At 34.0% G+C, this 21371-nt stretch carries 23 protein-coding genes and 2 tRNA genes; 12 read left to right on the top strand and 13 right to left on the bottom strand.

Features of this window, described 5'->3' with window-relative positions:
* Positions 1–290: 290 nt before the first annotated feature.
* The gene (locus tag ACMT7R_RS06415) at positions 291–806 is read left to right on the top strand and encodes a universal stress protein (RefSeq protein ID WP_415310792.1); all 516 of its coding nucleotides are present in this window, start codon (positions 291–293) and stop codon (positions 804–806) included.
* 67 nt (positions 807–873) lie between these two features.
* On the opposite strand, the gene ACMT7R_RS06410 is transcribed toward ACMT7R_RS06415, so the two are convergent.
* The 3 genes from ACMT7R_RS06410 to glnA all read right to left on the bottom strand — a co-directional run bounded on the left by ACMT7R_RS06410 (position 874) and on the right by glnA (position 5442).
* On the bottom strand, positions 874–2799 hold the full coding sequence (locus tag ACMT7R_RS06410) for a potassium transporter TrkG (RefSeq protein ID WP_415310791.1): 1926 nt from the start codon (positions 2797–2799) through the stop codon (positions 874–876).
* Positions 2800–3876: 1077 nt separating this feature from the next.
* Positions 3877–3951 (bottom strand) — tRNA-Val (locus ACMT7R_RS06405).
* Between the two features lie 84 nt (positions 3952–4035).
* Entirely contained in the window at positions 4036–5442 is a 1407-nt protein-coding gene (gene glnA / locus ACMT7R_RS06400) for a type I glutamate--ammonia ligase (RefSeq protein ID WP_415311646.1), read from the bottom strand.
* A gap of 131 nt (positions 5443–5573) precedes the next feature.
* On the opposite strand from glnA, the gene ACMT7R_RS06395 reads away from it, so the two are divergent.
* Positions 5574–6254 carry a hypothetical protein gene (locus ACMT7R_RS06395; protein ID WP_415310790.1) on the top strand — a complete coding sequence of 227 codons (681 nt, stop codon included), beginning with the start codon at positions 5574–5576 and terminating at the stop codon, positions 6252–6254.
* A 26-nt stretch (positions 6255–6280) separates the two neighbouring features.
* Here the strand turns inward: ACMT7R_RS06395 and ACMT7R_RS06390 are convergent, their stop codons facing one another.
* Positions 6281–6511 (bottom strand): hypothetical protein, encoded by a 231-nt coding sequence (locus ACMT7R_RS06390; RefSeq protein ID WP_415310789.1) that lies wholly within the window; start codon positions 6509–6511, stop codon positions 6281–6283.
* Positions 6512–6609: 98 nt separating this feature from the next.
* Here ACMT7R_RS06390 and ACMT7R_RS06385 point away from each other — a divergent pair, with 98 nt between their 5' ends.
* The 6 genes from ACMT7R_RS06385 (at position 6610) to ACMT7R_RS06360 (ending at position 11741) form a co-directional block, all read left to right on the top strand.
* Positions 6610–6894 (top strand): hypothetical protein, encoded by a 285-nt coding sequence (locus tag ACMT7R_RS06385; protein ID WP_415310788.1) that lies wholly within the window; start codon positions 6610–6612, stop codon positions 6892–6894.
* Positions 6895–7299: 405 nt separating this feature from the next.
* Complete coding sequence (gene sufC, locus ACMT7R_RS06380) at positions 7300–8082, top strand: Fe-S cluster assembly ATPase SufC (protein WP_415310787.1); 783 nt, start codon at positions 7300–7302, stop codon at positions 8080–8082.
* A 502-nt stretch (positions 8083–8584) separates the two neighbouring features.
* Positions 8585–8845 carry a hypothetical protein gene (locus tag ACMT7R_RS06375; RefSeq protein ID WP_415310786.1) on the top strand — a complete coding sequence of 87 codons (261 nt, stop codon included), beginning with the start codon at positions 8585–8587 and terminating at the stop codon, positions 8843–8845.
* Positions 8846–8941: 96 nt separating this feature from the next.
* Complete coding sequence (locus tag ACMT7R_RS06370) at positions 8942–9739, top strand: chlorite dismutase family protein (RefSeq protein ID WP_415310785.1); 798 nt, start codon at positions 8942–8944, stop codon at positions 9737–9739.
* 65 nt (positions 9740–9804) lie between these two features.
* Complete coding sequence (locus ACMT7R_RS06365; protein WP_415310784.1) at positions 9805–10746, top strand: DUF1802 family protein; 942 nt, start codon at positions 9805–9807, stop codon at positions 10744–10746.
* A complete protein-coding gene (locus tag ACMT7R_RS06360) occupies positions 10746–11741 on the top strand; it encodes an aldo/keto reductase (protein ID WP_415310783.1) in 996 nt (331 codons plus the stop codon). Before ACMT7R_RS06365 ends, ACMT7R_RS06360 begins: the two co-directional genes overlap by 1 nt.
* 5 nt (positions 11742–11746) lie before the next feature.
* On the opposite strand, the gene ACMT7R_RS06355 is transcribed toward ACMT7R_RS06360, so the two are convergent.
* Positions 11747–12739 (bottom strand): Lrp/AsnC family transcriptional regulator, encoded by a 993-nt coding sequence (locus tag ACMT7R_RS06355; protein ID WP_415310782.1) that lies wholly within the window; start codon positions 12737–12739, stop codon positions 11747–11749.
* A 98-nt stretch (positions 12740–12837) separates the two neighbouring features.
* On the opposite strand from ACMT7R_RS06355, the gene ACMT7R_RS06350 reads away from it, so the two are divergent.
* Positions 12838–12930: transfer RNA gene (locus tag ACMT7R_RS06350), tRNA-Pro, on the top strand.
* 116 nt (positions 12931–13046) lie between these two features.
* Entirely contained in the window at positions 13047–14015 is a 969-nt protein-coding gene (locus ACMT7R_RS06345; protein WP_415310781.1) for a cache domain-containing protein, read from the top strand.
* Positions 14016–14185: 170 nt separating this feature from the next.
* Here the strand turns inward: ACMT7R_RS06345 and ACMT7R_RS06340 are convergent, their stop codons facing one another.
* The 7 genes from ACMT7R_RS06340 to ACMT7R_RS06310 form a co-directional block, all read right to left on the bottom strand.
* Positions 14186–14710 carry a hypothetical protein gene (locus ACMT7R_RS06340; protein ID WP_415310780.1) on the bottom strand — a complete coding sequence of 175 codons (525 nt, stop codon included), beginning with the start codon at positions 14708–14710 and terminating at the stop codon, positions 14186–14188.
* Complete coding sequence (locus tag ACMT7R_RS06335) at positions 14673–14834, bottom strand: hypothetical protein (protein WP_415310779.1); 162 nt, start codon at positions 14832–14834, stop codon at positions 14673–14675. The genes ACMT7R_RS06340 and ACMT7R_RS06335 overlap by 38 nt, the downstream gene beginning before the upstream one ends.
* A gap of 415 nt (positions 14835–15249) precedes the next feature.
* Positions 15250–16161, bottom strand: coding sequence for a GNAT family N-acetyltransferase (locus ACMT7R_RS06330; RefSeq protein ID WP_415310778.1), 912 nt, complete (start codon positions 16159–16161; stop codon positions 15250–15252).
* Between the two features lie 345 nt (positions 16162–16506).
* The gene (locus ACMT7R_RS06325; protein ID WP_415310777.1) at positions 16507–17115 is read right to left on the bottom strand and encodes a CHRD domain-containing protein; all 609 of its coding nucleotides are present in this window, start codon (positions 17113–17115) and stop codon (positions 16507–16509) included.
* A gap of 749 nt (positions 17116–17864) precedes the next feature.
* Complete coding sequence (locus tag ACMT7R_RS06320) at positions 17865–18032, bottom strand: hypothetical protein (protein ID WP_415310776.1); 168 nt, start codon at positions 18030–18032, stop codon at positions 17865–17867.
* Between the two features lie 497 nt (positions 18033–18529).
* Entirely contained in the window at positions 18530–18907 is a 378-nt protein-coding gene (locus tag ACMT7R_RS06315; RefSeq protein ID WP_415310775.1) for a hypothetical protein, read from the bottom strand.
* An 84-nt stretch (positions 18908–18991) separates the two neighbouring features.
* The gene (locus tag ACMT7R_RS06310) at positions 18992–19813 is read right to left on the bottom strand and encodes a class I SAM-dependent methyltransferase (RefSeq protein WP_415310774.1); all 822 of its coding nucleotides are present in this window, start codon (positions 19811–19813) and stop codon (positions 18992–18994) included.
* A gap of 304 nt (positions 19814–20117) precedes the next feature.
* Here ACMT7R_RS06310 and ACMT7R_RS06305 point away from each other — a divergent pair, with 304 nt between their 5' ends.
* Complete coding sequence (locus ACMT7R_RS06305; RefSeq protein WP_415310773.1) at positions 20118–20306, top strand: tautomerase family protein; 189 nt, start codon at positions 20118–20120, stop codon at positions 20304–20306.
* A 102-nt stretch (positions 20307–20408) separates the two neighbouring features.
* Here ACMT7R_RS06305 and ACMT7R_RS06300 read toward each other — a convergent pair whose 3' ends face one another.
* Complete coding sequence (locus tag ACMT7R_RS06300) at positions 20409–20843, bottom strand: nitroreductase family protein (protein WP_415311644.1); 435 nt, start codon at positions 20841–20843, stop codon at positions 20409–20411.
* A gap of 317 nt (positions 20844–21160) precedes the next feature.
* Here ACMT7R_RS06300 and ACMT7R_RS06295 point away from each other — a divergent pair, with 317 nt between their 5' ends.
* Complete coding sequence (locus ACMT7R_RS06295; RefSeq protein ID WP_415310772.1) at positions 21161–21298, top strand: hypothetical protein; 138 nt, start codon at positions 21161–21163, stop codon at positions 21296–21298.
* Positions 21299–21371 lie beyond the last annotated feature (73 nt).

The following is a 21371-nucleotide window of genomic DNA, read 5'->3' as shown; positions in this document are numbered from 1 at the left end:
ATCTTTTCAATAAATAAAATAAATTTCGATAATAGTACTATAATACCTTTGTATATAGAACATATGGTGCAAATAATTAGTTAATTTTTTTAATAACTAACCTGTCATGAAAGGGTCCATTTTTGATTATCAGAAAATTTACTTTGGTATAGAGAGATATTTATCAGATCCGTTACTACTTTGACCTTTCGATATTTGAGATTTAAATATGAATGCTTAAAGATAATAACACTAAGCAGTGTCTATGGAAAATACATAGCTCAATTGGTTTTTGAGACGAATGGATTCAGATGGTAGATAAATATATTCGTCTCTTAAAATATACCACATTTAAGATAGAAATAATGATTCAAAACATCTTAGTAACGGATGACAGCACAGAGATTTCGGATAAAGCACTTGAGATAGCTTGTGAAATAGCTGGACCATGTGGTGCCTTCATTACAATACTGCATGTTATAGAGCATATCGAAGATCCCAACACCATGATATTTGGAAACAACAAACAACTTATTGAAAAAGCAAAATTAATGAATTTGATGTCATCATCAATGGAAGATGCGTGGCATGAACGAGCACAACAAAAGATTGAAAAGTTAAAAGAACAAAATATAGAGTCTAGCAGTAGGTGTTTAACTGGGGATATCGCAGAAAAAATATTAGAATACGCTAGTGATGAGAAAGTAGATGTAATTGTGATGGGAAGCAGTAACAGGTTAAAGGGTATTTCCAAAATAAAAGCATTAGGTAGTGTTACTCGTAAAGTATCAGAATTAGCAGACTGCCCAGTACTTATAATTCATTAAATTATATGTAGCCTTTTTTTATCTATTCATCAGTATTTTATCATGTGAATAATTTCACAACATTCATTTAATGAGGATGCAATTGCAGTCTTTTCTTAGATATATTCAAAAATAAATATATAATTGTGATTATTTCAAATCTTCCTACTATCATATTAATAATAAGAACTATTTTTGATAGAGGATTCATTTCAATTGAAGTTATACCTGTGGATAATCCCGTTGTTGTTAATGCAGAAACAGAATCAAAAAATGAATTCACAAAATCTTCTTTTTCCATATGAGATACAATCATTCCGGTAAATAGTGAGACGGCGATAAATAATGCTGCTACATATATTATCTCATTAAATATTTTTTCTTCCTTTTGCTTTACTGGTTGTCTCGACTCGTTGGTAACTATATATTTCTTATTAAGAGGTGATGCTACCGCAGATATTGATCCACCACTGTTATCAGTTGTAAATTTTTTGCTTAAAGTTTTTTGAAGAATGTGTAATATTCGACCCACTTTTATACCTCCTGCAGTAGAAAATGCAGTACCACCAATTAACATTGCAATTATCAATACCATTTTCGCATCAATCGATATTTCGGAAATGTCAATGAATTGAAATCCAGAATTAGTCGCAGCGCTAACTACATGGAATACCGATGTCATTAACTCTGATTGGACTTCTAAAGTGTTGATAAATGCAAAATAGAAAAGAACTGTAAAAGTAATAATTATACCCATATACAAGAATAATTCAGGGCGAACACTCGTTGTATGCATTTCCTTACTAAAAACCGCATAATGAAACACGAAGGGAAGCGCAGAAATAATCATACCTATCATAAGAGTAGTAAGTTCCAGGTTATTTGGTGAATCTAATGCTGTAGAGGTGGGAACAAATCCACCACCAGTAACAGTACTAAATATTAAGGTGAGGGAAAAAAGTATATCCTCCTGTCCGCTTAAATATAAGAAAAAGACAAGAACTATTGCATAAGCACTGAAGATGACTCCAATTGTCAATATCAGTTGTCTTACTTTGAGGTTTCCACCACCTAGCATTCCTCTAATGTGCATCAATTTTCTTTCAGGATAGAAAAAAGCAACTATCAAGTATACGAAACTTAGACCTCCGATATATTGCGTATATGAACGATAAAGATCAAAGCTTTTGGGTAACTCTTCAGGTAAAGTTATGAACGAAAGACCTGTAGTTGTAAATCCAGATGCACTTTCAAAGAAGCTATTGATAAAAAGATTTGAAGTGTCAACCTCGGATGAAAATGGATTTACATATATGTATGGAATACTTCCAAAAAGACTCAGCAGAACAAAACTTGAAACCATAAGAAGGGAAGCTTGCCTCAGATTCATAGGTGTCCTTTCGCCATAAGAATTCAATACAAATCCTGTTATAGACATTGAAATTACACAAAGAAAAATTCCTACAGCTGAATTGGCCTCTCCCATCAATGCAGCTACTGTGGCAGGAACAATAAACAAAAATCCCGCAAACTGTAGTATAAAACCTAGGTTACTCATAATAGGTTTGTAATGTTCTCTAACTATGGTTCGATATGGCCTAAATGTTTGTTCCAAAACAGATGTCCTAATGGCGTTAGCTAGGCCTTCTTGAGTTACAATACCCAAAATACGAATATTATCAGTAACCGGAACTCTCTTTATCGTATTGAGCCTCATAAGTTCAAGTGCTTGTCTTACATTTGCTTTCGCGGAAATAGTTATGATGGGTGAGGTCATGATTTTCTTTATAGGTACATTATCTGAGTCTTCACCCTGCATTACAATTTTATCTAAAATATCGCTATCTGTTATGATTCCGATATACTCATTATTATTATTCTTTACAATAATGGTCTCAGCTTTAACATCATGCATTTGCTTAACAGCTGTTGCAGAATCTATATCCTCATTTAAAAAAATGATTTGATGATGCAGATAAGATAAAACAGACCGTTCAAGTGCTTCACTAACCATGATTATATCAGAATAAAGTTGATGATGCTCAGATATTGTTTAAACTTTGCTTGTCTCTGAGAAACATGACCCGATCATCATGAATTTTATAAATTTGCAGACCATCAAAATACGATAAGTTATTTTTTCTGTACGAATTTTGAATGTATTCTAGTCATACATATTCTAACACATCCAATTCCCAGTCTTTTCATTGATTACTTACTATTTAGATTTGTCTAGTAAAAAATCGAGATAGTCCTTTTTAATTGACGTATTTTTGGACCTAGGAGGAAATAGTAGAGATAAAAGACACATTTTTTCCCAAATATTTTTTGGAACGTAAAAACAGGATTAACATAAGAAATTTGTCTGTTTATCCTACTCTGATATATATATGAAGGTAAATGGCTGTCCAATTCTATGATAAATGAGGTTGGTCATCGTTTATGTGGTCAAGAAAATAACGATTCGCGGGTCAATCCTTATGCATATATAGAAGAATGGTTTCTTTGAGAAGGATTATTAAATTTTATCTCCTTAGAAGCCTTTCTAACATCCTCATTTGTAATACTTTTTTCTTCTTGTACATTTTGTTCAGATTATCTACATAACCACCTAAAGAATTAATTAATATCATTTGTCTCGTATTATAAGTTCTAATCCCCTTTGTGACTTGGGTCATCTGTATCGGATTTTTTGGGTGAATTCAAGTAATTCAGTATGTCATGTTTGGTTATTTCTCCAAAGTCTTTGAAATGTAGAAATCTATTGAATAGATAAATGACTTTAATATAGTTATTTTCGTACTAAGTTTTACAATTTTTTTCAATTTGTTCTACCAGTAAAAAATCGTATAATGACATTGCATTATTAGGTTTGGTTGATAACATTTGTTCGAATATTGATACATAGTAAGGAAATGCTCCTTTTATTATGCCCTCGATATTTCTACTCTAAAGTATCTAATTGAGTGTCTTTGGCTGGATTGTTAGATAGGATGATAGTATTAATTGTTGTTGCAGGTTTAGAGGACATAAGCTACATCTGTTGTCCGCTACAGATTTAAAAATACTACGTCACAACCCATGACTGCAATGGAGGGGATGGGATTTGAACCCATGACCACCTGCGTGTAAGGCAGGTATCCTAACCAGTCTAGACAACCCCTCCAAAAAATTATTTAGAACTGTGTTAATCCAGTGTTATTAATCTTTGTTTTACCGCCGTGTGGTCATTTCCTTAACTAGTCATGGATCAAACGTCCGCATACAGTGAGAATTCATGGGGATGAGGTCTTATCGTTACCTCTTGATGATCCTTTGCTTCTTGTAATATGATAGAATCAATAATTTCATCATCAAAGACAGGCTTTAAAAATTCCCTATCGATATTTAGCTCCTCATATGCCTCTCTAAGCGATGGTGGTAACTGTCTGATTCCCAATTCACGTCTACGTTGAGGTGACATCTTAAAGATATCTTCATCTATTGGATCGGGTATGGCGGTTTTTTTCTTTATCCCATCTAATCCAGCAGAAATTACAGCTGAAAATGCTAGGTATGGATTGCATGATGGATCAGGAGCCCTGAATTCTATTCTTTTCATATGAGCAAATCTTTCACCCTTGTAGTGTGCAGGATTTCTAATTATTGCAGATCTGTTACCTGTACTCCATGCGATATATACTGGCGCTTCATATCCTGGCACTAGTCTCCTGTAGGAATTGGTTGTAGGGGCGACAATTGCTGCTAAAGCAGGGGCATGGTTTAGAATTCCTGCGGCAAAATATCTAGCCAATTGGGACATTTCGGCATAGGAATCATTGCTGTCATAGAATAGGTTTTTTTCTTCATCCCATAAACTAACATTTACATGCATGCCTGAACCATTATCAAGAGCTATAGGTTTTGGCATCATTGTTGCAATTTTTCCCTGTTTTTTTGCAATATTTTTTACGATATATTTATAGCTCTGAACGGAATCAGCCGCGTTTACTAAGGTGTCAAATCTAATATCAATTTCGCACTGTCCGGCTGTTGCTACCTCATGATGATGTGCGTCACAAATAATCCCAAAATTGTTACTCAAAACATCCACACATTGGTTTCGATATTGCATTAAAGTATCGCCAGGAGCACTAGGAAGATAACCTTCCTTTAATCTTAGTGCATAACCTACACCTTCAGTAGACCAAGGTGCTTCTTTGGAGCTTATGTTATAGCTTTGTGATCTGTAAGGCGTAAGCGTATTTACTTCTAATTTATCAAAGACAAAGAATTCAACCTCAGGTCCCCAAAATGAGTTGTGATATCCCTGTTCCTTCACATAATTTTCAGCTTTTCTTGCAATACCACGAGGATCTTTTTTGAATTGTAATCTTTTTTCACCACCAGCTAGAATATCGCATATCAGCCTAGCTGTCTTGTATTCCTCAATCCATGGAATGATAGCATATGTTGAAGGATCCGGTCTAATTATCAAATCAGATTCATGAATCTCAGTAAAACCTCTGATTGAAGAACCGTCTAACTTTGGTAATCCATATTCAAAATCATCTTTTTTGAACATATTTGAGGCCATTGTTGTGTGATGGAATCTACCGGTCAAACCTGTAAATTGTAAATCTATGAATCTTATTTCCTCGTCCTTTAGTCGCATCATGATTTGTTCAGCAGTAAAATTTAAAGTTTCTATTTTTCCATCTATGACTTTATAAGGCAAATGAAATAATCAATCTAGTAAAATAAAAACCTCTAATTAAGCTTATCATGTATACATTATTGTAAAGGCTGATGGATCACAACAAGATACAAAATCTGATAAAAATCGATGATATTCACAATGTTCTAAAGAGAGAAATTCAGGTCACCAATGAACCTCAGCCAATTCCACAGAATCTTTATCAAAATATTGCAAATCTCATTTATTTGTTAAATGAACAAAATGAAAAAAACGACTTTGAACCTTACTCCATGGAAGATGATGCTAACACAGCTAATGACGATGATACAGATGCCACTGTTGATGAAGATGATGCTACAACGGCGGCCATTTCCAAGCAAATCAACACCGAATTAATATCTATGATTACTAAACTAACATCATTACTTTTTATATTAAGATGTAAAAAAATTTTCAATAGTTCAAAATCTTCGCCAGAGAATTTTGAATACTCAAATCTTACCGATGAAGAAAAATATGTTTTTTTTGGTAACAGGGAAAGAGAAAAACGAATTGATGTTATTCTAAAGATGCTGTTAGGTGGTAAACCAAAAACTTTAGAAAAAATCGTTTCCTCGATAAATGAGAATTTTATTATGGTTAGGTTTTTGGATTCTATGGAACAATTTGTAGGGGTTAACATGAATAAATACGGCCCTTTTAAAAAAGACGATGTGGCTATTTTACCATTCGAGAATGCAAGACCTATACTAGAGTCCAAAAAGGCTGTTGAAATACGTCAACTCGTATAACTGTACATGTTATTTTCTTATGGTGATTAATTTTCAGTCACTTTTTCGTCCGTATTCTGCTGCTGTTGTTGTTTAATATAATGATCTGATATTTTCTTTGAATAGCACTTGCTACATAAGAATCCCGAGATATTCCATTGTTGCATGGGCTCGTACCTAAAATCACCAATCTTTTCATTGCATATGCTGCACGTGATTCTTTCTCTCCCCTTAAGCATTCTCTCGGTAAAAATGAAAATATCAGAAATAAAAGTCATATCATTTTTTGCAATGCTATAACAAACTTTACCAAGTTCGTTTTGTCAAAACATAAAAGACATTAATAGGGGCGATCTAATACAATTTGGTTGTCAATATGGCTGACAGAACTGACAAAATAGGATTTTATGGAATGATGGGATTAGCCGTTTTAACTGGAATTATTTGTTATTATGCATTTAGCGCAGTTACTCCAGTACCTGGTGTAGTTGATTCTATTTACAGACAGGAACTCCCACCTGCACCAGAAGCAACGGCTGCTGCTGCAGGCGGAGGATCAGCAGCAGAGGAAGCAATAGACGAATCTGCATTTGCAAATAAAGTCGAAGTGCAAATTTTAGCGGGCTCTGCCACACAGGGTAATCCCGCTTATGGAGCCTGATCCTGCTACTGCCTACAAGTGATGCTTTGAGTTACATGGATCAATGAAGATACTGTTCCACATACTGCTACAAGTGGATCTGGACCTCAAGACCCAGAAACCGGAAAACTCTTTGATACAAGTATAATAATGCCAGCTGCCAACAGCCAGTGTTCCAGCAGAAAAGATTGGCGCAGGAGAACATCCATATCATTGTACAGTTCATCCCTTTATGCAAGGAACAATAACAATAACATAATTTTTTTAAAAAAATTAATATCTTTATACCTTTTTTATAAATTTTATTAAAATATAATTATTATTTGCAGATTTCTTTATATAATATTTGTAAAATATATAAATTTTATAATTATAACAGTGTTATTCTAACGAATATTTATATTATGTATTCGTTCTTAAGTTTTTATGTCATTCTTAACAATAAAAGACCTAAATGTCAATATTGATGATAAAAAAATACTTAATGGTGTTAATCTAGAGGTCAACAAAGGTGAAGTTCATGCCATTATGGGATTAAATGGCTCTGGCAAAAGTACGTTGGCCAACGTTTTGTTAGGACATCCCCGTTATTCTGTAGTCTCTGGAGATATTTTGGTAAACGATGAAAGCATCGTTGATCTAAAAACAGACGAAAGAGCAAAAAAAGGACTCTTTTTAGGTTTTCAGTATCCAACAGAAATATCAGGTGTGGGATACAGTCACTTTTTGCGTAATGCCTATAATTTACTAAGCAAATCACTAGGTGCAGAACAAAAAGACCGTGAGGTATTCATAACAGTAAAGGAATTTCATGAATACCTAAAGCGAAACTTGGATAATGTTGGCCTAGATCCAAGCTTCCTAAGTAGATATCTAAATGAAGGTTTTTCTGGGGGAGAAAAAAAGAGGTCAGAGGTAATGCAGATGCTCGTTCTAAGACCCAATCTGGCAATCCTAGACGAACCTGATTCTGGACTTGATATAGATGCTGTAAAGGCTGTGGCCGAGGCTATAAACAAATTAATTGAAACAGGAGCAGGAGTCATAGTTATTACCCATTATGCTAGGATTTTGCGTTATCTTAACAAACTGGACAAGGTACATGTAATGTCAAAGGGCAAGATAATAAAATCGGCAGGAAAAGAGCTTTCAGAGGAACTTGAAGCTAAAGGCTATGCATGGCTAGGACTCTCTGACGATACTCAGTAGTTTTTTTCGTACAAGCATAAAAAGCTGATTAATCGATACAAAATATTGACTGCTATTGGCTCCTCATCTATTTTATATAAAGATGTTGATATTATCAAATGTAGTCAAATTTTGCTTCCAATTAGGAAGTGTCACATGTATCACAAAAGCGTTAAGAATTATCCATATATATTCTATGTATACTAAAAATATGTTTATAAAGCATCAGGATAACAATTCGACTTAGCTTGGGTCTGTAGTTTATTTCTTTACCAACAAAATGTGATTACAAAATACTATTTGCTATTCAAATTTATCATTTAAAATTCCTTATTTATAAATTATCTTTAATACAACCAATTAATATGTAAATATTATAACAAATCAACTTACCATTGTCGATTTGCATATACCTCATTCATTGCCTGTTAGCATCTTATTAGTACCCTTACAGAAGATTTTGAACCGACTATTAATAAAAGGCATTGTTACAATTGAGTATAGATTCCTTATGTGATGTTAAATGAAAAAGAAAATAAGAATTATAACAAACAAAACTAACTCTGATCGAGGAACTTTTTTGGAAGAATTGGATCCTCCTTCTTTTCAAAACCTGGATGGACAACTTGAGGATAAAACTTACAACAACAATACCATGTCTGATAGTACGACCAAAGACAAGTACAAAAAGAAAAAAGTTATGAGTAAAAATAACAACGTGACTAATCTTGGCCTCAAATATACTAACCCTTCACAAAGAAATCATTCTTCAATTTACGAATGAATAAGCATTAAGTAAAACTTGGATAAAGACAAGAGAAATTCGGTGTCCAAATAATAATATGTTAACTATTTATTAATTTAAAATACCATCAAAATTATGCGCAACAAGAATAAGGCCTTATCAAATGTTGACAATAATTTGACCAATTCTAAAGGAAATTATGCCGCTAACTCCTCCTCCTCCTCCTCCAATAAAAATTCCAATAGCGATGATGTACAGAATAGTGATAAACCTGAAATGTTCTTTACTTTCACCTTTTACAAGGTCGATCCCAAGTGGCGTTGGTTAAATGAAATGGGCAAGGACGAAGCTTCACGTGAATTTAACGAATTGCTTCAAGCTGCAAGCAAAAGAATGAAAATTCAGACCTATTCTACACTTGGACTCAGACACGAAAGTGAGTTTATGATCTGGACCATTTCCTCATCACTAGAAAATATTCAGGTTCTTTCTTCAAAAATTTATACAACTATCTTGGGAAAATACATCGAACCGGTATCCACATTTCTTTCTTTGACTCGAAGGTCCATCTATTCAAATCAAGTTAAGCGTGGATTTGAGCTGGACAAAGACCCATTACAATATGTAATAGTATATCCTTTCATTAAATCTCGAGAATGGTATCTCTTGCCCTTTGAAAAACGAAAAGAAATGATGGAAGAACATATCAAAGTAGGAAGAAAATATCCAGATATCTTGCTCAATACAACTTATTCATTCGGAATCGATGATCAGGATTTCATGCTAGCATTTGAAACAAATAGTCTAGCCAGATTTCAAAATCTTATTATCGAATTACGTGAAACTCAGGTCAGCAGATATATAATTAAAGATACGCCAATGATTCCATGTGTTCGAAAGGGTATAACTGATATCATAAAGAGCCTAGGTTAGAATCATCTAGTATTAACAATATTTATTTAGATTCAAAGTACCTTTGTAATTATAGGTGCTTGTATATGGCTTTTCATTTTCATTTGGATGGTAATAATAATAATAACAACAACAATAACGAGGTAGTCAATAATCATAAAAATGTCCCATTTGAGACAACCAAATTTGGTCCTGAAACCGGAGGTGGACCTTCAACAAATTACATGGGTGTCAACACTCCTTCTCATCCTAGTTCTCCAATATCTTTTGAAAATAATGTTAAAAATAACCAAAACAGTGGTCTTGTACCAATATCATCAAATTCCGATTCAACTCCTCCTCCTCCTCCTCCTTCTGATTCAAATTTTCTCGGTGCCCTAAAGGAGTGGGCTGTTGTGTGTGATGCCATAGAGTCAGGTAATCAAATTTTATTATTTAGAAAAGGGGGAATCATGGAGTACCGAAATGGTTTTGAGCTAAAATTTAAGAAATTTTTTCTATTCCCTACTTTTGAACATCAAGCGAGAGAGTCTATACGCCCTGAATACCACCCGATTCTTGACCAGATAGAAGAAAAAAATAATGACATTGGCGATACGGAAACGACGACAACTGAAAATAACAATTCATCCCCTTCAAAAAAGTACACTGAAATCACTTCGTTTGTCGAGATAATAGATTCTAGCGAGGTACCCAGTTTAGATCGGCTAAAAGCATTAAAAGATTTTCACATTTGGACTGATGATTATCTTAAAATGCGATTCAATTACAATCCCAAAAAACCACTGCATCTACTGCTTTTGCGAGCATATAAACTAAAAGTACCTCTCAAAATCACGAATAAACCTCAATGGATAGGTTGCAAATCTTGGATCCAGATTGATTCACATGACCGGGATCTTGATTTGTATTTTGCAAATAATTCTCTATCAGAAAATCCGTTTGAATATTTGAAATCCATCAGTAACCCTTGTATAGACGACAATAAATTCAATAAATTATCTGAAAAAGTGAGGAGTATAATTTAATGAAATATCGTAATTTGGGAAATACTGGAATTCCAGTTAGTGAAATTGGATTTGGGACTTGGACTTTGGCATTAGATTGGTGGGGAAAAAAACTAGAGGAAGAAGAATCCATAAAGATGTTAAAACGTGCTTATGATTTAGGAATTAATTTCTTTGAGACTGCTGATATGTATGGAAAGGGTAAAAGCGAAAAATTGTTGGCAAAAGCGTTTAAAGATATGCGCAATGAGGTAATTTATTCGACAAAATGGGGTTATGATATGTATGGTGCTAATCAAATTGGGCACGGAGAAATTCCCCAAAAACACAACCCTGAATTCTTAGACTATGCACTATCAGAGAGCCTGAATAGATTAGAAACTGATTTTGTTGATGTATATAGCTTGCACAATCCCAAGATGGACGCTATCCAAAACAACGCATTGTTTGATAGATTGGATGAACTGGTACAAACAGGCAAGATCAAAAGCCATGGTGTTGCTTTGGGACCTGCAATAGGCTGGGAAAAGGAAGGATTGTACGCTATAGAGAACAGAAATATTGTGTGTTTACAGACTGTATATAATATTTTAGAACAAGATCCTGGCAGGGTATTTTTTAACGCGGTAAATAAAAATTCCAGTAAATCGGTAGGCATAATGGTTAGAGTACCTGATGCGTCGGGTGTTTTAACAGGCAAAGTCAACGAACATACTGTTTTTGATAAGAATGATCATAGAAACAACAGAAAGAGAGAATGGATCATTCAAGCTATGAAAAAAATAGAAAAACTCAAACCAATAGCTGATTCCCATGGATGGAATATTACGGAACTTTCAATGAAATACATATTATCTCAAAAAGAAATCTCTGTTCTCTTGCCAACTGTCACAAGCTTGGAAGAAATTGATCTGTTCGCTCAAATATCCGATGGAAATTATTTGTCTGCAGATGAGAAAACCCAAATAGAAAGAATGTATGAAAATAATTTTGATATGCCTAAACTAATAGCATAGCAAAATTATTCAAAATATTTTACCCTTTCTTTCTTAAACTCTCTAGAGCTAAACAATATTTTGTATCTATCAATCTTGATGATCTCTGAAATTTCTTTTGCGATTTTTTCAGCTGCATCAATAGTTCGGGCGTGAATCATGCTAAATAGATTAAACTCCCAGTCTGGATATATGGGTCGTCTATAACAATGACTTACTTGTGGAAACGATGCAACCTTTAGCCCTATTTGATCAATATTGTCTTCAGGAACGTTCCAAACTATCATACCGTTAGCTGTAAAACCTGCTTGTCTGTGTCTTAATATTGCTGCAAATCTTCTCATTACCCCTATTTTTTCATACTCTTTTACCTTGTTGAACAATTCCTCCAGGCTTACTCCGAGGCTGTTTGTAATCGATTTGAAAGGCTCTTTAATTATTTCAATATCCTTTTGTAGTTGTCTAATATACTCTTTGTCGGTCTCTGAGATTTTTTCTGCTTTACCTTCCATTTTCTTTACACTGTCTGTTGGAGTAGGCTTTTCAGCATCTGCATTTACCATGTCCAACTTTACTCCAATTTTGTACATTTTTAAAGTGGGCAATACCCTGTATTTTATCACACCATCCAAAGAAGCCATTTTATCCAGATCCGCCTTCATATCCGCATCAGGAGGTACTGCTAATGTAAACCAAATATTGTACTCGTGGTTTCTTTCATAATTGTGGCTTACCCCGGGGTGCTTGTTTATTTCATTAGCGACATAGTCTGTATTTTTATTGTCAACTGAAAATGCAACAAGGGCACTCTTGTAACCAAGTTTACGGGTATCAAAAATTGCACTTATCTGTCTGATTATTCCAATATCCTTTAGTCTCTGGATTCTGTTAAGAACTTCGTCTTCAGTCAAGTGATATTTATTTGCCATCTCAAGAAAAGGCCTTTCAACTAGTGGAAAAGACCACTGAATATCATTTAATATCTGTTTATCTATGACGTCTAATTCGTTAACCAGCATAAGTGATATGCTATAAAGTATTAATCTAATTATTAAAGTGTTTAGAATTGCCAGGATTACTTAAGTTTAAAAATGAGAGGTTTATTCTTTATAAGCGAGGGGCTATCGTCTAGCTTGGCAGGATACCATCCATTATTTTGGGTATAAGCCCGGGGCGCTGGCGGTCGAGGGTTCGAATCCCTCTGGCCCCATTGATCATACTTTTCTTATATTCGCTATATTCGCTATTTTCTAAGGTCAGGGATTGAGCAAACAAACATTAAAGTTTCAAACTAGTTTATTAACTACGAAAATATTGTTCTAAACGGTGACAATAAAACCTAATATGATTCTAATTTTTTCTGTATTTCTATTAGTTGGAATGTCTGTACTAATTATATTTTTTGTTCCGGTCATAAACACATTATCTTCCATCCAAGCGAGCCAAGTTAATGATACCTTTTTTGCTAATGACATGAACAAATCTCAAATAGATAGCACTTCAAATCCTATATTACTAAAACAACTGGGACTAGATTCACTTTATCAACATTTGAACAACACGATATCAGGTTTAATGACTCTAGCAGAGAATCCACTAAATGGGTCGATTTCCTCTGAAAACTTTCCTTTGGTAAATCTTACAAATGAGATGAAAATAAGTTATCATGGTATACCTAGTGACCAAGATATAGAAAAGAGAAATGTGGCCAGGGATGCTCTAGCCAAAAACAGTGCTTTGTTAGCTATAAGTTTACTTTTGCCCAATGGAGATCGTTATTTTGGTGAACCTTATTATCCATATCAAGCTAATGGCAGTATATTCAATTTTGGACACCAAGATCATTTTAAGGGTGTCATGGAAACAAAAAAGCCGTATCTAAGTAATGTCCTAATGGCCGTAACTACTGGTGAACCAATTGCGATACTTGCCAGCCCAATTTATTTAGATTTGGAGAATCAAGACTCACCAATAGTAGGAATACAGATATTGACATTGAACTTTTCTTACTTTAATGATTTACTAAAATCAGAGATACCGACAGAAGGAGCGAATGATACAGTAAGTACCAACAGGGTGGTGATTGTCGATTCTAACGGTACTAAAATAGCAGAATCGTCTTCTATTAATAATGATATCACAGAATTTAAGGACCTTCAAAGTTTCCAAAATGCAAAAGCTGGAATAACAGGGTCTATAATTGAAACTATGGGTGACAACGATTTAACAATATCCTATGCTCCCATTGACTTTGCTCAATCAAAATGGATTTTACTATCCCTGTCTACTCACTAGCCATGACAATCAACAAAAAAAGTATCCATCTTTTATGTCAAATTTGTTTCACAAACCTCTGGCACCACATCAATATTGTCGCGTAGTTTATTAGAATCATAAAATGGTTCAATTGTTTTTTCCTTTTTCCTTCTTCTTTTCTCCTACTTCTCCTTCTATCAGTTATTATATTATTCTATGTTTAATGAAAAACTCTTGGTGACTTGTTTTTCCTGAGTGTCACCATTTTGTAACCCATAGTTAAAAGTGATCTTTGTGTTGACATTGCCTGAACCTATTGCCCTTAATATCTCATATCCTTTTCCTTCGACAGTTGTAGATTCACTAGCATTTAGCGTCTCAGTAGATATAGCTTGACATGCAATTGCATTGTAAACATTTACATTTTTGTCAAATTGAATATCCAGTGGCGAACCGCCACACATGCTCCCTCTGTAAGTAATTGGTATATTTAGGTTGTTTGTGACTGTTACCTGTACTTTAAACTCATCTTGTGAATTAATTTTTTGTGGTATTGTGTTAAAATTAGAAATAGTTACTTCATCAACACTGGCATTTGTGCATCCTTCATCCTGTCCTGGAGTGCAACATGGAGGAGCATTAGGATTTATTCCACAGTTTTCTATTGGGGGTGAACGAGGAGTAGTAGTAGTATCGTCAGTGACCGTTCCAACGGAATTTTTTTTCCTCTTCATTATTGTTGATAAATGTTTCATTGATCGGGCCATTTTGTTTTTGCAAATCGTTATCAGTTTCAGTTTCAGTTTCATTTTGTTGAGCAAATACCAAAACCGAACTGGTCATATCACCAGCCATCATTATACTAAAGGATAATATCAACTATAATACTGATATTTCAACAATAATAGTTACTGTTAGAACATTTGTTTTTTTTGTGGTTTGAAATCATGTTTGTTTCATTAGATGTGCTACCTGTTGGACTCTTATTCATATGGTGAATTATATCTATTATTATTTAACCATTGTCAAAAAGATCGACAATGTAGGTTCAAATCTCATTACGACGTCCTATTCTATTCAAGCAAACAATTTTTCTCCTCTTATATTATTGTTGTACAACCTATCCCGTATTGTGTATCATTATGTACTAGGATTCCTATAAATGGTATTTGTTCCTATTTTTAAGAATTCTGTTATCGAAATAGGCAAGAGATAGGAGTAGATTTTATAATTGCTGATCCTCGTCATTTTGCCGAAACTACTATCCATAATTTCAATACAGAATAGATGGCATATATGACCCGGCAGGATCATTATACATTCCAATGGTCATGAGGGTAAGTTGATGAACTAGCCTTAGCTTGTTGTTAAGACACCAGCGGAATATCTCCGTATTTCGCGTTGGAATAAGAATACCTGGTCCTCCGTAACTATCAGTTGTTGATGTCGATGATTCTGAGGCAATAAGCGCTTTGAGATCATCATTTGAAAAACCTACAGAGTGATTAAAGTATGTTAATCCACTTGTATAACCTGTAATTTTATTGTCGTATATAACCACTTTAGCAATACCCTGTTTTATGCTGTCTTTTAGCTCCCCATTTCTATCGTGACCATGAATTGCCCTGCATAGCTGGTTACAGGATTCCAAGTCGGCCTCAGTTGCCATTCGTACAGACCTTCCTGGAACACTTGCTTCAATGGGCTTTCCTTGGAGAGCTGAGATTGGTTCTCTAACTTCAAATCCTAGATTGGTATACAGTGCAAGTGATCGGTTATGATAAGCTGCTTGGAGCAAACGAATTGCTGGATAATTTTTGCTCTTGGCTCTTTCTATTATGTTAATCATCAACTTTCGACCTACACCTTTATCCTGCGATTTTGGATCGATGGTTATTGGTCCAACTCCAGCTACTAGAGATGATCGTTCATCTAAAAAGTTACTGCCTACAATTTTGCTATCGATCTGCTTCTTCATATCTTCGGCAACTACTGAATAGAATCCCGGGGTAGATAGAAAGAAAGTTGCAACATTTATCCCAATATCGGCAGTGGGAAACTCACGAGGAAAACCATGTTTATCTGCGATCTCCGAAAATGCCTCAAATATTATTTTTCCAATATCCTTTGCATCGCCTATGACACCCGGTCTTAATCTCAATCCCTGCTCTGTGGTAGTAGTCAATTTAGTATGTATATGAAATTGCGCACTCTGATTTTTATTCGTTTTTTAGTTGATTTTTCTCTGGTCATCTTTATTTAATAAGTGAATTTCTTATAATTTGAAAATAAAATAATAGTCTTTAAGGAGGGATAAAAAATTATAATACAAAAAATAGTACCTTTAGCTACTTCTCATAGAATATTCTAAAAATCTTTGTCATATAAAATGCAGATATATCTTCTACTTTTGTCTCAAATCATCTTTGAGTAGTATTTTAGCATTTGAAAAATCATACATATAATCAACCAAAATAAAAAAAATTATTACCACTAATAGCATACACGATAAAGATAAAAAGAGTGGTGGTTATTGTTCTTCTGTATCTTCCTGCAATTCTTCGCTAATTATCTGTCCTCGTATCTCTCCATTTGGATTCTGCTCTGTGTGTATATTAGCATAGGCGTTTCCGTCGTTAAAAGCATCAACTAGATCAGAAATTTGCATTCCTTCAAGGGGGCCAGACAGATCTTCGGCATTAATAGTTCCACTTTCTGAAACCTCGTCTTGAGGTGAATCAAATTCAAACAAAGTAACTGCTACTGGTCCATTCTGACCTTCAATTCCAAAATGAATATGTCCTGCTGTTGCTGCTTCTATGTCATCGGCAGTAATAGTATAATCAATGCTGTCTCCATCATCAGACGGACTAAAATCTGCAATTCCAGCTGCTGATGTGTTTACTGGTGGAACCTCTTGATCACCTGAAAGTACAGTACTGTAATCTACATTACCGATACTATCGTTATTGTTGTCATTACCATTGTCATTACCATTACCATTGTCATTGGAATTGGTGTCGTTACCCTGAGCAAAAGATTGGGATATTGCAACGGGGGATCCCATTGCAAACACTGCCACTACCAACATAGCGATCATTGATGATACAAAAAATGATTTTGTATTTCTTTTATTCATTAATATACTGAAAGAATCTGATAGTATATAACTGCATATAATAGTATAGAGGAAAGGTTAAGATCCTTATTTTTGTAACCAAAATTTAGCCCTTATTTCTTAAATTATCTTTGTTCAATTTACCTTAACGCCGACTATAACTTAGTTATCCATGGTTATTTTCTAGTAATGACAAATATTCTACGAATTGTATAACTAATAATCAAATTCGCTTAGAAATTTTCAAATCTATTTTACCAATCAAAGATAAATTTTAACGTATTATATACTTTATAAGGGTTGTTGTAGCAAATACCACTGATAATTTCCCTGTCAGCTTATGAGCTTTCAAGCGGAACATTGACCAGTAGAATCATGAAATTGGACACTGAACTGATGGCCAAATTGCATAGTAGGAACATATAACCACAGGAAGTTTACCATTTTTGGTCAGACTTTCATTATATGAGAAAGCTCATGTAATGCCTTTAACCCAAATAGATCGATTGTTATTGGACTCGAAGAAGACAAACGTTGAGATGGAATTAAGTCTATTTGGACTTGAATATATTATTAAAGAAGAGTTAAACCAGGTAATCTAATGACTAGGTAGACTAAAATCTCACTTTTCTAATCCAGCGGACAGATAGTGCAATAAATAATCTAAAGTATCACTCGCATATTAAATTTGTCTCGCTAATTTGGTTACATTAACTTTGTTGATGGTAGAATTCTCCGATAAATGCTCTATGATGTTTTGCCGCTATCAACTAAATGTTATTGACTAGTGGCAACAACATATCGACAGCTGTGCCTGTTTGAACGGATTCCAGTCCTACAGGAGCTATAACCAATATTCCGAAAAGAAATCTTAGTAAAAGTACTATAACTATGATTGCTACGATGATTAAAATAATCGTCCAAAGTGTTCCAAGCATATACTATGGTTGTATAAAATGGTTTAAATACATGTACCATTATGTAGCCAATTACGAAAATATACTCAATTGTACAAATAAATCTATTTGTTTAAAGATTTATAAAACTTATGGGTTTTATGAATTATATTGTATTTCATATACATACAATAGCTGTAGGGATTATCTAATAAGCTAATTTTAGGATATCGTTCTCCTGAGTAGATTCAAGTTACAAAAATTAGAAATAATATAAAATAGGAAAACACAATGGTAAATCATGGTGTTCTTATAATAGGTACCATTAGTGCAGCAGTTGATCTCGTGATAAATGTCCCTATTTCTTAGAAATTCCATAACCTCTGTTTATTTGAGAGAATTTACAAATTTTTCTCCCTTTCTCTTTCTGCTTTCTATTATCAATGCTATTCGTGAAGTTTGTTAAGGTCATTTTCAATGAACCATTAACTAAATTATCAAATCCTTTTTTTATGTTAATTTGTTCACCAACCCCTGAACTAGATAAAATAGTGTATTCTTTGGTGAATGTACTTTTCATCCTCACTAGCACAAGCCAACCCGCAAATATCACAAAGCCAAATATCAAGCTGTTGTATGTCACCGTCTTTTAGTACGACTAAAGTGTTATCATACTGAAGATCTTCTGCAACAACATAGTCGTTTATAGAATTGTTTTGCAAGACAAGTTTGAGAAGGTCCTTGAATCCAGACAAATATCCATTGAATTCAAACTTGTAGATGCCACCTGACTTCTCCTCATATCTTTCGGGTACGTCTTCTTCAATATTGATTGCATATTGATTTAGCACTTTTGATTTAATGATCAGTGACCTTAGATTTTCAGGAAGAAAATTCAAATCGACTTTAATAATCAAAGGTGTTACTTGCTCTTGATTATGTATCAACTCTTATTTTTCTTTTGGTCCTATTTGCAACATCTGTGCCTGATCCAACTATTATTATGATGTTGGCTTGTTATTACTTCTTTGCTTAGTTGCGACCGTTATAAGATAGCCCAATCTTAATTCATTATCGCAGATATAATGCTCCAAAGTCTTTATGTAGTCTTTTCTAAAGGAATCGATTTTATCTTTTTCGTTTTGTTTTTTCAATGCTTCTATTATCTGAATCATAAAACCTGCTTTGGTGATAGTATCTTGCCAGTAATGGTGAGGGCTCAAAATTGGAATTTTAATAGTATCTCTTTCAAAATAAATGCCTTTGATACATGGCAAAAGTTGTTTCACTTTGTCAGCAACACCCCAATTATAAGGAGAAAATGCTTCAGAAGGTGGAAATGGGTTGTATTTGGAAACAACATCTGAAAGTTTGCCGACAGCCAATTCTGGAGGCCAGCTTGTAAAACCTAGACGTCCACCTTGCTTTAGGACCCGCATCATTTCTTTACCTGCTAATTCTTGATTAGACGCAAAAATGTGACCAAAAGTCGATAATACAACATCAAATGATTCGTCTTCAAATGGCAAGTCCTCTACATCGCCCTCTTTCCAGTCGATTCCACTAACATTTGAAATTTTTTCTTCTTCTTTAGCTAGTGCCAAAAGTTTTGGAGTAATATCAATCCCAGTGACTTTTGCCCCAATTGCCCGAGCAGTAATAGCAGTATTACCATATCCGCATGCTAAATCCAAAACTGAATCGTCTGATTGCAATTTTACATATCTTGTTAAACGAGCCGATACTGGTGGAAAATATTGGCCCCGGCTTCTGTAATCTCCTGAACTCCAAATCTCTTTGACTTTATCTTTGGTACTATACAACTATAAAATATACATTGTATGCTGAGATAAATACGAATATCGTGTCTTGGTTTTTTTTATTCCGCAAACAGAATTTTTACAGTTTATCAAGTCAATTCTATTACTACTTGAGAAGTAATTTCCTATTTCTTTCAAGCCCATGATTTTCATCTCCGCTCCATTTCGTTGACACTTCAGAAGTTGAAACTGTAAAACAAATATTTCTGTTTTCATCTACTGGTGCAAAAGATTAGTTCACACGTCATAGCTAATAAATAGCAATATTATATAATAACAAGTTTATCTGAATTAATGAGATAATTAATTGCCCGTAATTCAAATTACAATAAGTCAGGGAAGAACAGTCGAACAAAAAAGGGAATTGATAAAGGTATTGACAGGAGAAACAGCAAGAATTATGAAGACACAAGAAGAAAAAATAAGAGTATTAATTTATGAGGTTTCCAAGGAGAACTGGGGAAATGGAGGCCTTATAGGTGTTGATATGGTATAGTAGCATAAATTCAAAATGACTTGGAACGGGCCTTGACATATGTTACCAATATAATATAATACACACAATATTAAATTTTTTTCTTATTTTCTTATTTACTTTTTATTGGGTTATGTTTTCTGAATTTCCATAAACCTCGTTAAAAGCCAATTCGTTTACTGGTTTACGGTTTTTTCTCTTTCCTGTAATGGACTTTTTAGGGTAGCCAAAACCTAAAACAGCAGAGATACTCAGATTCAATGGGATTTTGAAATCATTTCTCATTTTACTATCATTTATGCCCGTATATATTCCGGAACCAACTCCATTATCCCATGCAGATAGTTGCATATTTTGTATGACCCTTCCCGCATCAAGTAAATGAAATCCATATTTTGGATCTGTTAATAAAATGATGGCAAAATTTGCTCCAACTACCCATTGCCCGCTTGTACTGTCTTCAGATAATTTTTTTATATTGTTTCTCTCTTTTATTACTATAAATCGCCAATGTTGAGTATTTAGACCACTACCACTGAATCTAGCAGAATTTAGAATTGTAGATATTACATTTTCGGGTACATTATCAGTACCTGAATTCCCTTATATCCAGTTTTGTGGCAATACAATCGACAGTATTCATACACTGAATTATAATACAAATAATAAATATATATTTAAAAAATTCCGGTTCTGTTCACAAATTAGAACAAGTCTAATATTATCAGAGTTTGAATCAGAAAGATAAATGAATAGATTGTCACATACACACATATACACACGTGCATATATCAGATTAGTATTCAGTTTTAAATACATTATTATCAACATACTTTATGTTAAAACAAGAAATATTTCGATGGAGTAATACCATTATGGAGGAAATCTCTAATTTTCTAGAGAGAGAAAATAGAAAGATAGTTAATATCCAAGTGGTAAAAGACTTTGACACTGAATTAACTGGTGTAAATTATATAGTTTTTTATGAGGAAGGTACAAACATAACTTTTTGAATTTTTTTGTTTGTTTATTTTGACCCAGCCAGGTTGTAAGGATACACTTGAAGGAGGAGCTTCGAGTTCCGTG

The organism is Candidatus Nitrosocosmicus sp. FF01 (assembly GCF_047711275.1).
Lineage (GTDB): Archaea > Thermoproteota > Nitrososphaeria > Nitrososphaerales > Nitrososphaeraceae > Nitrosocosmicus.
This window is presented reverse-complemented; position numbering and strand designations above follow the sequence as displayed.

What these genes read in the sequence shown, in the direction of transcription:
- ACMT7R_RS06390 (WP_415310789.1), bottom strand. Translation starts at nt 6,511, where the DNA reads ATGACTTTTATTTCTGATATTTTCATTTTTACCGAGAGAATGCTTAAG.
- ACMT7R_RS06355 (WP_415310782.1), bottom strand. Translation starts at nt 12,739, where the DNA reads ATGCTGGTTAACGAATTAGACGTCATAGATAAACAGATATTAAATGAT.
- ACMT7R_RS06395 (WP_415310790.1), top strand. Translation starts at nt 5,574, where the DNA reads ATGGATCACAACAAGATACAAAATCTGATAAAAATCGATGATATTCAC.
- ACMT7R_RS06320 (WP_415310776.1), bottom strand. Translation starts at nt 18,032, where the DNA reads ATGCTTGGAACACTTTGGACGATTATTTTAATCATCGTAGCAATCATA.
- ACMT7R_RS06415 (WP_415310792.1), top strand. Translation starts at nt 291, where the DNA reads ATGGTAGATAAATATATTCGTCTCTTAAAATATACCACATTTAAGATA.
- ACMT7R_RS06385 (WP_415310788.1), top strand. Translation starts at nt 6,610, where the DNA reads ATGGCTGACAGAACTGACAAAATAGGATTTTATGGAATGATGGGATTA.
- ACMT7R_RS06295 (WP_415310772.1), top strand. Translation starts at nt 21,161, where the DNA reads ATGGAGGAAATCTCTAATTTTCTAGAGAGAGAAAATAGAAAGATAGTT.
- ACMT7R_RS06335 (WP_415310779.1), bottom strand. Translation starts at nt 14,834, where the DNA reads ATGATGGCTGGTGATATGACCAGTTCGGTTTTGGTATTTGCTCAACAA.
- ACMT7R_RS06325 (WP_415310777.1), bottom strand. Translation starts at nt 17,115, where the DNA reads ATGAATAAAAGAAATACAAAATCATTTTTTGTATCATCAATGATCGCT.
- ACMT7R_RS06360 (WP_415310783.1), top strand. Translation starts at nt 10,746, where the DNA reads ATGAAATATCGTAATTTGGGAAATACTGGAATTCCAGTTAGTGAAATT.
- ACMT7R_RS06370 (WP_415310785.1), top strand. Translation starts at nt 8,942, where the DNA reads ATGCGCAACAAGAATAAGGCCTTATCAAATGTTGACAATAATTTGACC.
- ACMT7R_RS06340 (WP_415310780.1), bottom strand. Translation starts at nt 14,710, where the DNA reads ATGAAGAGGAAAAAAAATTCCGTTGGAACGGTCACTGACGATACTACT.
- sufC (WP_415310787.1), top strand. Translation starts at nt 7,300, where the DNA reads ATGTCATTCTTAACAATAAAAGACCTAAATGTCAATATTGATGATAAA.
- ACMT7R_RS06365 (WP_415310784.1), top strand. Translation starts at nt 9,805, where the DNA reads ATGGCTTTTCATTTTCATTTGGATGGTAATAATAATAATAACAACAAC.
- glnA (WP_415311646.1), bottom strand. Translation starts at nt 5,442, where the DNA reads ATGATGCGACTAAAGGACGAGGAAATAAGATTCATAGATTTACAATTT.
- ACMT7R_RS06375 (WP_415310786.1), top strand. Translation starts at nt 8,585, where the DNA reads ATGAAAAAGAAAATAAGAATTATAACAAACAAAACTAACTCTGATCGA.
- ACMT7R_RS06410 (WP_415310791.1), bottom strand. Translation starts at nt 2,799, where the DNA reads ATGGTTAGTGAAGCACTTGAACGGTCTGTTTTATCTTATCTGCATCAT.